The sequence below is a fragment of the Rhodoferax sp. UBA5149 genome, from assembly GCF_002413825.1.
In the GTDB taxonomy this organism is placed as follows: Bacteria; Pseudomonadota; Gammaproteobacteria; order Burkholderiales; family Burkholderiaceae_C; genus Rhodoferax.
In genome coordinates this window covers 13,045-23,609 of record NZ_DHXT01000087.1, presented here as the reverse complement: position 1 = coordinate 23,609, position 10,565 = coordinate 13,045, and the positions used below count along the sequence as shown (strand labels likewise).

The following is a 10,565-nucleotide window of genomic DNA, read 5'->3' as shown; positions in this document are numbered from 1 at the left end:
CGGCGCACGTGCTCGACACCGACGCGTTGCGCCGGTCAGCGCTAGGTGACACCTGACTGGCTCTTCGTTGATGCCGACCCCCGCATGATGAAAACCACACCCGACGAACGCGATACATCGGCTCGGCCTGAGCCACAGGGCGGGCGCATGCTCGCTGAACTGGCCGACCTGTCGCCGGCGTATTTCGGCATGGTCATGGCAACGGGCATCGTCTCGCTCGCCGCTCACGTGCTGGCCATGCCTGGCATTGCGCAAGCGTTGTTTCAACTCAATATCGTTGTCTATGCCGCGCTGTGGGTTCTGACCGTGCTGCGCATGGTTCGCCACTCGCGCCGCTTCTTCGGCGACATGGTCGATCATCTGCGCGGCCCGGGGTTCTTCACCACCGTGGCCGCGACGAGCGTCCTGGGGAGCCAGTTCGTGGTGCTGGCTGCTGACTATCGCGCAGGCACCGTGCTGTGGGTCGTGGCGATCACGCTCTGGATCGCTCTCACCTATGCAATATTTGCGGGCTTCACCATCAAGGAGCGCAAACCGACTCTCGATCGGGGGATCAATGGGGCCTGGCTGCTCGCCGTCGTGTCCACCCAATCGATCGCGGTCCTCAGCGCCCTGCTCGCGGCCCACATCGATCAGCCTGGCAAGCTGGAGATGAACTTCCTCGCGCTCTCGATGTGGCTGTGGGGCGGCATGCTGTACATCTGGATGATGTCACTCATCTTTTACCGCTACACATTCTTCCCGCTTTCTCCCGGGGATCTGACGCCACCGTACTGGATCAACATGGGTGCCATGGCGATTTCGACCTTGGCCGGGTCGCTGCTCATCATCAACGCGCCCGACGCGCCGTTTCTACTTTCGCTGCTGCCCTTCATCAAGGGTTTTACGGTCTTTTACTGGGCGACGGGCACCTGGTGGATACCCATGCTGGTGATTCTCGCCCTGTGGCGCCACGTGTACCGGCGCTTCCCCATGAAATACGATCCGCTTTACTGGGGCGCGGTATTCCCCCTTGGCATGTATGCAGCCAGCACCGAGGAAATGATCGTAGCGATGGGATTTGATTTTCTCGCGTTCCTGCCACCGATCTTTCTGTACATCGGGCTTGCCACCTGGACCGCGACATTCGTCGGCTTGGTGCTCGACCTGCTGCGCCGCGTCAGAGCATTTCGATCCTAGGGGTTGACGGGCCCGCGCCGACGGCGCCGTTCCTCAATTTTCATGAACTAAATCGGGCTCTAGCCCCCGTACATAGGGCCTAGTCAGCTATTAATTGAATAGCATGTCGCAAGCATCAACGCATGTGCTTGAACATCTTGGCATTGAACATCTCGGTGATGCGCAGGCGTCGCGGGCCGGGGATCAATTCAAACGATTCACCCGCGCTCAGACGCCCCGGCTGGTCCACCGCCAGGTAAAAGCCGCAGCAGCCGTTTTGCGCCATGGCCTTGGCGGCGCCGTTGTAGCCCATGACCGCGTTGAACTTGTAGCAGGGCTCGCGTGGCTGGGTTACCCGCAGCTCACAGCTCGCGAACTTGAGCACATCACCGACCCACACGTCGGTCTCCAGCACGCCTCGCAGCGTCAGGTTTTCACCCACCGCGCCAAATGGCAGGGACTCATCAATGCCGCTCACGCCAGCCTGGGCGCGGGCCACTTGCCAGAACGGGTAGTGTTCAAACGGATAGGCATACACCGCTTTGTCCAGGCCGCCATGCACCGACAAATCGGCTTGTTCGTCGCCGGCCAAGCCCATGGGCATGACCGACACCGCGCCAGAGACAGGTAGCTTGTGAATGGCAGTCAGGATGGCGCGTTCGTTGATCTGGACGCGCCGCGCTTGCGCGGTCTGGATGGATAGAACTGTGGGCATTTAGCGCAAAAACTGGCATTATCAATCACGTGGGCAGGCCGCAGGCGTTGGAGTCTCGGCGCCACTGGGTGGCCAAGGATGGCGTCAAACCCAATACGGGGCGACGGGAGTCTTGGCTTCCTCACTAATGCTTGCAACGCAAGTCCCGTGTAATTCGTGGGCGTGAACTGACTGGATTTCCGGCACGATCATCTGCTTAGACTGCAAAAACAGGCCTCCCAATGAGCTCCAAAATTGCCTTCCGCCCATCGACCTGCATGCTCTCAATTGCACCCTGATCTCCCGACAGGTGTTTGAGAAGACACTGCTGAAACAAGCCATCAAACAGTGCATACAGTGCCGAGGCAGGTAGTCTCAATGGCTCATCTGCCAGTTCGGCCAGTCGACTCATGATGCGCCAAATCATGTTCTCCAGGCTCTTGTCAATTTCCGCGACATCGGCACGAAAAGCCTCTTCGAACAAGGCCTGTGACCGCAGGTCGTACCAGAGGCGGTGCATATGGGCTTCATCGCGCAAGGTGTCACCCAAGGCAGCCAGAAAACCGGTCGTCAATTCATCCACAGTTGTCGCGGTCGCGGTGACGTGGTCGTAACGAGTGACACAGCGCGCCTTGTACTGGCGCACGCTGCACACGATCAGGTCAATTTTGTCGTTGAAGTAGTAGTGCAAAACACCGTGTGAGAACTCTGAATTCTGAGCGATCTCGCGCAGGCTGGTGCGGGCATAGCCCAATGTTGCCAAGGTTTGCAGCGCCGCTTCTCCCAACTCGGCGCGGCGTTCGGCGAACTTGTCCACGCGTGTCCGTGGGACCCTGTCCACCTGTTTTTCTTTGATCGATGCCATCGTGAAGCTGTGTTTGTACCGCTATTAAAACTCGATAAAGCATAGCACGCCCGGCGACTTCTAGTCGGTGTTTACCCTTGGAAACATCATTAATCTTGACACTTGACCAATAAAATCTTGACAGTTGTAAAGTTGAATTTTAGGATCGCCCCGGTTTCATCAAAAACACAACCCGAGGAGATTTAAATGACGCAGTTTGATTTGACAGGTCGCAAGGCCTTGGTAACCGGTGCAGCGCGTGGCATTGGCGCGGCGATTGCCGAGGCTTTAGCCAAGGCTGGGGCATCGGTCATGGTGGCCGACGTACTGGCCGACGAAGGTCGCGCAACGGTGGCCAGGTTGACAGCCTTGGGCGCCACGGCGGGTTTCGTTCAACTCGACGTGACGCAGGATGACGGCTGGGCGAAGGCCAGTGAAGCCACCGTGCGGGAACTGGGCGGCTTCGATATTCTGGTAAACAACGCTGGCATCGAAATCACATCGCTGATGGTCGATGTGCAAGCAGCGGACCTGCGCCGCATGTGCGATGTCAACGTTGTGGGTACGGCATTGGGCATCAAGCACGCCTTTCGCGCCATGCGCCCAGGTGGGGGTGCCGGCAAAGGTGGGGTGGTTGTCAATATCGCCTCCGTTGCGGCAACCATCGCATTTCCGGCCATCGCCGGTTACTCAGCCACCAAATCAGCGGTAGACCGAATAACCCGCGTAGCGGCCATGGAGTCGGGCAAGCTGGGTTACGGCGTGCGGGTGAACTGCATTTACCCTGGTTTGGTCCCTACCACGATGGGCATGCAATTGGCCAACGACATCGTGTCAGCAGGCTTGGCTCCCAGTGTGGAAGCCGCCGTGGGCGATGTCATCGCGCAGACCCCACTGGGGCGCCTGGGCGAAGTGGGTGACATGGCGGACGCAGTGGTCTTCATGTGCTCCGACGCATCACGTTTCATCACCGGTGCGGGCTTGCCGGTTGACGGCGGCATGGGCATGTAACGCACAGTATCTCCAAAACTTGGTCGCCACACTGAGCTTACAGGTGGCGGCCCAACTTTCCAAAGGATTGAAGTCATGAATAGAGTCCAAAACAAGGTCGCCGTGGTGACCGGCGGCGCAAGAGGCCTGGGTCTTGCGGGTGTTGAACGTCTTTGCCAAGAAGGCGCCAAGGTGCTCATCACCGATATAGATGCCAAAGAAGGCGAGGTGCAACGTGCGCGCCTCGCGGGTCTGGGCTTTGATGTTGCATTTGAAGTACAGGATGTGACGCAAGCAGAGACGTGGGGGTCGATATTGGATGGCGCCATTACCCGCTGGGGACGTCTGGACGTATTGGTCAACAATGCCGGGGTCGGCTTTATTGGCGACATTGAAAGCTGTAGCCTGGCTGATTGGCGCAAAACCTTGTCGATCAATCTTGATGGCGTATTTATGGGCACTCAAACCGCTATCGCACGAATGCGGGTCAATGGTGGATCCATTATCAACATCGCCTCCATTGAAGGGATTATCGGGGAGCCATTGGTCGTTGCCTATAACGCCAGCAAAGGTGGTGTGCGACTTCTCACCAAGTCAGCGGCCACGCATTGCGCCCGTAAAGGCTACTCCATCCGCATCAACAATGTTTGCCCAGGTTTTGTAGAGACACAAATGGTAGCCAATGCAGTGGCGCAATTGCCACCGGATGCTGCCAAAGCATGGGCGGAGACATTAATCAAGCGGGTACCGCAAGGCCGATTTGCCACACCGGCTGAAATCGCGCATGCAATTCTGTTCCTGGCATCTGATGAGTCAAGTTACATGACCGGGTCAGATTTGGTAATTGATGGTGGTTACACCGCCTGCTAACCCGATGGGGCTTTACTGCAAACAAATGCCTCAGTTGACCGAACGCCTCGCGCTGCACAGGCGCAGGGCGAGCTGTTGACGAAGGCTGGGGTGGGTGAATTGCCCGCCTTCTTTCAATAAATCATTTGGAGACAATTATGAGTGATAAGAAATCGGTAGTTGTGTATGGCGCGTCGGGATATACCGGACGCCTGGTGTGTGAATATCTGCGGGAAATGAATGTGCCGTTCATCGCAGCCGGGCGCGATGCTGCTAGGGTGCAGGCGGCCATGGACAAAATCCCCGGCATTGAAACCGCGGACTATACGGTTGCCGAAGTGGTTCACAGCGTGGAAGCGTTAACCACGCTATTCGCGGGTGCGTCGGTCGTGCTGAACACCGTGGGCCCGTTCGCCAAGTTCGGTATTGAGGTCATCGAAGCTTGCTTGGCCACGAAATGCCACTACAGCGATACGACAGGTGAGCAAGACTGGCTGATCACGCTGGATGAAAAGTACGGGGCGAAATTCGCTGCCGCAGGCCTGTTGTTGTCCCCCGGCCTGGCGCAGATGTACACCACGGGTGAGATCGCTGCGCAGCTGTGTCTTGAAACACCCGGACTGGACACTTTGGACATTGCCGTGTTCTGGGGCGGTAGCCCGACGATTGCCTCAACGCAGACGATTCTGGTCAACGCAGCGATGGCCAAGGCCTACTACCTGGAACAAAACAAGTATGTTGAGTGGCAACCCGATGCCGGTCTCTATAGCCTGTCGATTCCAGGCCAGCACGAGGCGGCACTGGCACTGCCATGGGGCGGCACATCGCACCCGGTGTGGTTCAAGAAAGACCCGCGCGTTGCGAACGTCAAGGTACTGGGTGGCGTGTTCAACAAGGCTTTGATGCAGGCGGTTCCGCAGATCGTCGCTGCTGCCATGAAGGCGACCGAAGGCATGAACGACGAAGACCGCTATGCCGCTTTGGCACAAACGGCAGCCGGTGTAATGAACACCATGCCTCCGCGAGAAAACCCACGGATCAACAAATCGGTGGATTCGGTCCATGCCTCAGGTCCGTTAGGACGCGCACATTGCGTCATTTTTGGAAACTGCAATTACAAGCAAACCGGTTTGATGCAGGCCTTTGCCGCAGCGTATCTGCTGCAGCAGGCGCCCAAGCGTGTGGGCTTCGCATCAGGTTGCCAGGCGTTCGGTCATCACGAGTTGTTGGGCGCATTGCGCAGCTTCGGCCTCGTGCAGGCGCCGGTATTGACGATTCACAACTAACCAGAGGGCAACATGCGCCTTATCGATTACCTCGACAAAGGGGCCATGCAGGGTGCAGATGCACCCTGCCTGACCATGGACGCCAAAGACTTGTCATATGCGCAGGTGCAAAGCCTGAGCAATCAAGTGGCACGCGTGTTGCAAGGCTTGGGCGTGACACCCGGCAGCAAAGTAGCGGTGCTGTCGGGTAACGACCCAGTGGCATTTGCCTGCGTGTTTGGCATCTCGCGTGCCGCCGCAGTCTGGTGCCCCGTTAATCCGCGCAACGAAGCCGCAGAAAACCGTTTTGTGCTCGACGCGTTTGACTGCCAGTGTCTGTTGTTTCACAGCGCCTATGCGCCACTGGTCGAGCAAATCCGATCTGGACTGCCCAAATTGACGGCTCTGGTGTGTATCGATCAGGCGTCCTCGTTTGCACCTTCGTTGAGCCAGTGTCTGGAGGGTATCAGCGATGCGCCGCTGGATGTGCCCACTGCGGACGATGTGGCGATGATCGCGGGGACTGGCGGCACCACGGGCAGTCCGAAAGGCGTGATGCTGTCGGGCCAAAACCTGGAAAGCATGTCGGCACTGACCTTGATGGGCTACCCCTTCAACGGTCGACCTGTCTATTTGGCGTTGGCACCGCTCACGCACGCCGCCGGCGTGTTGTGTCTGCCGGTGATGGCTCTGGGTGGGCGTGTCGTCATCATGGCCAAGCCTGATCTGACCGAGTTCCTGCGCCTGATACCACTGCACCGCGTCACGCACACGTTTCTGCCGCCCACCCTGATCTACATGCTGCTTCAACACGAGCAATTGCCGACGACGGACCTGTCGTCGCTGCAATGCTTTTGGTACGGCGCCGCGCCGATTGCCGCTGCGCGACTGGAAGAGGCTTTGCAGAAAATTGGCCCGGTCATGGCACAGCTTTTCGGTCAGACCGAAGCGCCAATGATGATTTCTATGATGGCGCCGCGTGATCATTTCAATGCCGACGGTTCAGTGGCACGTCACCGCCTCACATCAGCGGGTCGACCAGGCCAATTGGTTCGGGTGGGGGTCATGGACAAGCAGGGGAACCTGCTGCCGACCGGCGAAAACGGCGAGATCGTCGTACGAGGTACTCTTGTGATGCTGGGGTACTACAAAGATCCAGCCGCAACACAAGAAGCATCGCGTTTTGGCTGGCACCACACAGGTGATATTGGCTATATCGATGCGGATGGTTTTCTCTACATCGTGGACCGTGCCAAGGACATGATCATCAGTGGCGGTTTCAACGTGTATTCGGCTGAGGTCGAGCAGGCTCTGATGCAGCATCCAGACGTGCAGGACAGCGCCGTGATTGGCCTGCCCGACGAGAAATGGGGCGAGCGGGTCGTTGCGGTGCTCCAGTTGCATGCGGGTGCTAGCGCTCAGGCCGAGGAGATCAAAGCTTTTGTCAAAGCCCGCATTGGCAGTGTGAAGTCACCCAAACAGGTGGAAATTTGGTCCGACCTGCCGCGCTCAAAAGTGGGCAAAGTGTTGAAGAAGGAAATTCGCGCCTCGATGCTGGCAACCCAAGCAGAGCAGGAGAAAGAACAGTCATGACGCAAAAAGTCTTTGTCGCCGGCGTCGGCATGATTCCCTTTGTCAAGCCGGGAGCCAACGAGCCTTATCCGCTGATGGCCGCCAAAGCGGCGCAACAGGCGTTGAAGGATGCCGGGGCACCGTATTACGCCATCCAGCAGGCCTATGCGGGGTACGTCTATGGCGACTCCACCGCCGGGCAGAAAGCCATTTACCCGTTGGGCATGACAGGCATCCCGATCTTCAACGTCAACAACAACTGTTCTACGGGTTCGACCGCTTTATTTCTCGCTCGCCAGGCCATCAGCAGCGGTGCGGCAGCCTGTGTGTTGGCCCTGGGCTTCGAGCAGATGAACCCGGGGGCGTTGGGTGCGGTGTTTCCTGACCGACCCAGTCCGTTTGAAGACTTTGACCGCGAAGCGGCAGCGCTGGTTGGCATGCCTGATCTGCCGCTCGCGTTGCGCTATTTCGGTGGTGCGGGCTTAAGTCATATGACCAAATACGGTACGCCGCTTGAAAGCTTCGCCAAGGTACGGGCAAAGGCCAGCCGTCATGCGGCGCGCAACCCGCTTGCGCTCCTGCGCAAAGAACTATCCGTTGACGATGTCATGAACGCCCCCATGTTGTGGCCTGGTGTGTTGACCCGGTTGATGGCGTGCCCACCTACCTGTGGTGCTGCGGCGGCCGTGTTGGTGTCAGAAGACTATGCCCGAGCACACGGCATGAGGACCGACGTTGTCATTGCCGCCCAGGCCATGACCACAGATCGGCAGGACACGCTGCAAAGTCACGACATGATGAACTTGGTGGGCTATGAAATGACCCGTTCTGCAGCACGCCAGGTGTATGAACAGGCGGGCATTGCCCCTGAAGACCTGGACGTAGTGGAGTTGCATGATTGTTTCGCCCAAAATGAACTGATCAGTTACGAAGCCTTAGGACTGTGCCCGCCAGGCGGCGCTCAGAAGTTTATAGACAGCGGTGATAACACCTACGGCGGAAAAGTGGTAACCAACCCGTCGGGTGGACTACTATCCAAAGGTCATCCTCTAGGAGCTACCGGACTGGCACAGTGCTATGAGTTGACGCACCAGCTGCGTGGCTCCGCAGAACAGCGCCAAGTGCCTGGGGCTCGAATCGGTTTGCAGCACAATCTGGGACTGGGTGGCGCCTGTGTGGTCACGCTGTATCAAGCGGTTTGAGATAGCGATCTGATATCAGAAGTATTTCAAGTCAAGTTGCCGACAGGCAGGAGCGCTGAGTGAAATAGGTAGCAAAGAAAGCGATTTCTGGTTCTGGACTTCACCCGGCTCTCAAAAGCTATGGCTTACAGCATTTTCCCCAGCTAAGACGCAGAATTGAAATGGTGAATTTGTTGATTCGTGTGTTGCATCCGCCGGTTGAATCCGCACCGCACAGCTGCAGTCCGTCGAAATATTTAATCATGTTTTTGAGACTTCAACTGCACGCAACACCTGCCGACAATAGCGTTACCGCTACTTCCCACCCAGCCCCATCGCCCGTGTAATCACCTCTTTCATGATCTCGTTGGTGCCGCCGTAAATGCGCTGCACGCGAGCGTCGGCGTAGGCGCGGGTGATGGGGTATTCCCAAATATAGCCATAGCCGCCAAACAGCTGCACACACTCATCCATCACCTTGCACTGCAAATCGCTGCACCAGTACTTGGCCATGCTGGCGGTTGCCGTGTCGAGTGTGTTGGCCAGCAGCAGCTCGGCGCACTTATCGACAAACACGCGCGCCACCTGCACCTCGGTTTGCAGCTCGGCCAGCGTAAAGCGCGTGTTCTGGAACGCGGCCACGGGCTGACCAAACACCTTGCGCTCTTTGACATAGTCCACCGTCCAATCGATCGCAGCCTGCGAGGCGGCGACGGCTCCAATGGCGATTTGCATGCGCTCCCAAGGCAGCTGTTCCATCAGGCAGATGAAGCCGCGGTTTTCGTGCGCCGGTCCGCCCAACAAGTTGGCCGCCGGGATACGCACATTGTCAAAAAACAGCTCGGACGTGTCCTGCGCCTTGAGGCCCAATTTTTTCAGCCGTTTGCCGACAGAAAAACCGGGCATGCCGCGCTCCACCAGCAGCAGGCTGGTGCCCTTGGCGCCTGCTGCCGGGTTGGTCTTGGCCACAACGATCACCAGGTCCGCATGCCAGCCGTTGGTGATGAAAGTCTTGCTGCCGTTGAGCAGGTAGCTGCCGTCGGGCTGCTGGATGGCGGTGGCCTTGATGCCCTGCAGGTCCGAGCCGGCCGCCGGCTCGCTCATGGCAATGGCGCCAATCATCGCGCCGCTGGCCAGTTGGGGCAGGTACTTCTTCTTTTGTTCTTCAGTGCCGTAGTGCAGGATGTAGGGCGCCACGATCTCGCTGTGCAATGAATAACCGATGCCGGAAAAGCCGCAGCGGCTGAGTTCCTCAATCTGAGCGACCGAATAAAGTTTGTCGGCCCCGGCGCCGCCGTATTCCTCGGGCATGGTCATGCACAGGAAACCGTTTTCGCCCGCTTTGTGCCACACAGCGCGGTCCACATAGCCCTGCTCTTCCCAGTCGGCATGAAAAGGGGCAATTTCCTTCTCCATGAAACGGCGAAAACTGTCGCGAAAGGCTTCGTGGTCGGGCGTAAAAAGAGTTCTCTGGATCATGACGTCACCTGCTTCACAAAAATTAGAGTATTTATACAAAGCAATCGCTTTGCGAAAAGCAATATACTGCATTCCGACATTTCGCAGCGCATAATTTTTTGAACCCGATTTTCACTTGGAGCTCCCATGACTGAAGCATTTGTGTATGACGCCATTCGCACCCCGCGCGGCAAGGGTAAAAAGGACGGCAGCCTCTACGAGGTCAAACCGATCAATCTGCTGGCCGGCGTACTGACCGAGTTGCAGCGCCGCAACGACTTCGACACCGCCAAGGTAGACGACGTGGTCATGGGCGTGGTGTCGCCGGTGGGCGAACAGGGCTCGGTCATTGCCAAAGTGGCGGCGCTCAAGGCCGGTTGGGACTTCACCTGCTCGGGAGTGCAGATCAACCGTTTTTGCGCCTCGGGGCTGGAAGCTGTCAACATGGCGGCGCAAAAGGTACGCTCCGGCTGGGAAGACCTGGTGGTCGCCGGCGGCGTGGAGAGCATGAGCCGCGTGCCGATTGGCTCGGATGGCGGTGCCTGGGCCATGGA

General features: G+C 58.0%; 10 protein-coding genes. 7 read left to right on the top strand and 3 right to left on the bottom strand.

Annotation, left to right across the window (positions count from 1 at the left end; translation table 11 throughout):
* The first annotated feature begins 147 nt into the window (after positions 1 to 147).
* Positions 148 to 1,179, top strand: a complete 1,032-nt coding sequence (locus B3V69_RS07375; RefSeq protein ID WP_296445204.1) for a tellurite resistance/C4-dicarboxylate transporter family protein — start codon at positions 148 to 150, stop codon at positions 1,177 to 1,179.
* Between the two features lie 115 nt (positions 1,180 to 1,294).
* On the opposite strand, the gene B3V69_RS07370 is transcribed toward B3V69_RS07375, so the two are convergent.
* Both B3V69_RS07370 and B3V69_RS07365 read right to left on the bottom strand, forming a co-directional pair.
* Positions 1,295 to 1,873 carry an MOSC domain-containing protein gene (locus B3V69_RS07370; RefSeq protein ID WP_296445202.1) on the bottom strand — a complete coding sequence of 193 codons (579 nt, stop codon included), beginning with the start codon at positions 1,871 to 1,873 and terminating at the stop codon, positions 1,295 to 1,297.
* A gap of 196 nt (positions 1,874 to 2,069) precedes the next feature.
* Positions 2,070 to 2,717: a TetR/AcrR family transcriptional regulator gene (locus B3V69_RS07365; RefSeq protein ID WP_296445200.1), complete on the bottom strand. Its 648-nt coding sequence runs from the start codon at positions 2,715 to 2,717 to the stop codon at positions 2,070 to 2,072.
* A 186-nt stretch (positions 2,718 to 2,903) separates the two neighbouring features.
* Between B3V69_RS07365 and B3V69_RS07360 the strand changes: the two genes are divergently transcribed.
* The 5 genes from B3V69_RS07360 to B3V69_RS07340 all read left to right on the top strand — a co-directional run bounded on the left by B3V69_RS07360 (position 2,904) and on the right by B3V69_RS07340 (position 8,574).
* Positions 2,904 to 3,707, top strand: a complete 804-nt coding sequence (locus B3V69_RS07360) for an SDR family NAD(P)-dependent oxidoreductase (protein WP_296445198.1) — start codon at positions 2,904 to 2,906, stop codon at positions 3,705 to 3,707.
* A gap of 75 nt (positions 3,708 to 3,782) precedes the next feature.
* Complete coding sequence (locus tag B3V69_RS07355) at positions 3,783 to 4,556, top strand: glucose 1-dehydrogenase (protein WP_296445197.1); 774 nt, start codon at positions 3,783 to 3,785, stop codon at positions 4,554 to 4,556.
* Positions 4,557 to 4,693: 137 nt separating this feature from the next.
* On the top strand, positions 4,694 to 5,821 hold the full coding sequence (locus tag B3V69_RS07350; RefSeq protein WP_296445195.1) for a DUF5938 domain-containing protein: 1,128 nt from the start codon (positions 4,694 to 4,696) through the stop codon (positions 5,819 to 5,821).
* A gap of 12 nt (positions 5,822 to 5,833) precedes the next feature.
* Complete coding sequence (locus B3V69_RS07345; RefSeq protein ID WP_296445193.1) at positions 5,834 to 7,393, top strand: AMP-binding protein; 1,560 nt, start codon at positions 5,834 to 5,836, stop codon at positions 7,391 to 7,393.
* The gene (locus tag B3V69_RS07340; protein WP_296445191.1) at positions 7,390 to 8,574 is read left to right on the top strand and encodes a lipid-transfer protein; all 1,185 of its coding nucleotides are present in this window, start codon (positions 7,390 to 7,392) and stop codon (positions 8,572 to 8,574) included. The genes B3V69_RS07345 and B3V69_RS07340 overlap by 4 nt, the downstream gene beginning before the upstream one ends.
* A gap of 294 nt (positions 8,575 to 8,868) precedes the next feature.
* Here B3V69_RS07340 and B3V69_RS07335 read toward each other — a convergent pair whose 3' ends face one another.
* Positions 8,869 to 10,032 (bottom strand): acyl-CoA dehydrogenase family protein, encoded by a 1,164-nt coding sequence (locus B3V69_RS07335; RefSeq protein ID WP_296445189.1) that lies wholly within the window; start codon positions 10,030 to 10,032, stop codon positions 8,869 to 8,871.
* Between the two features lie 126 nt (positions 10,033 to 10,158).
* Here B3V69_RS07335 and B3V69_RS07330 point away from each other — a divergent pair.
* A partial coding sequence (locus B3V69_RS07330; RefSeq protein ID WP_296445187.1) for a beta-ketoacyl synthase N-terminal-like domain-containing protein occupies positions 10,159 to 10,565 on the top strand: 407 nt, incomplete at its 3' end.

What these genes read in the sequence shown, in the direction of transcription:
- B3V69_RS07375 (WP_296445204.1), top strand. Translation starts at nt 148, where the DNA reads ATGCTCGCTGAACTGGCCGACCTGTCGCCGGCGTATTTCGGCATGGTC.
- B3V69_RS07370 (WP_296445202.1), bottom strand. Translation starts at nt 1,873, where the DNA reads ATGCCCACAGTTCTATCCATCCAGACCGCGCAAGCGCGGCGCGTCCAG.
- B3V69_RS07365 (WP_296445200.1), bottom strand. Translation starts at nt 2,717, where the DNA reads ATGGCATCGATCAAAGAAAAACAGGTGGACAGGGTCCCACGGACACGC.
- B3V69_RS07360 (WP_296445198.1), top strand. Translation starts at nt 2,904, where the DNA reads ATGACGCAGTTTGATTTGACAGGTCGCAAGGCCTTGGTAACCGGTGCA.
- B3V69_RS07355 (WP_296445197.1), top strand. Translation starts at nt 3,783, where the DNA reads ATGAATAGAGTCCAAAACAAGGTCGCCGTGGTGACCGGCGGCGCAAGA.
- B3V69_RS07350 (WP_296445195.1), top strand. Translation starts at nt 4,694, where the DNA reads ATGAGTGATAAGAAATCGGTAGTTGTGTATGGCGCGTCGGGATATACC.
- B3V69_RS07345 (WP_296445193.1), top strand. Translation starts at nt 5,834, where the DNA reads ATGCGCCTTATCGATTACCTCGACAAAGGGGCCATGCAGGGTGCAGAT.
- B3V69_RS07340 (WP_296445191.1), top strand. Translation starts at nt 7,390, where the DNA reads ATGACGCAAAAAGTCTTTGTCGCCGGCGTCGGCATGATTCCCTTTGTC.
- B3V69_RS07335 (WP_296445189.1), bottom strand. Translation starts at nt 10,032, where the DNA reads ATGATCCAGAGAACTCTTTTTACGCCCGACCACGAAGCCTTTCGCGAC.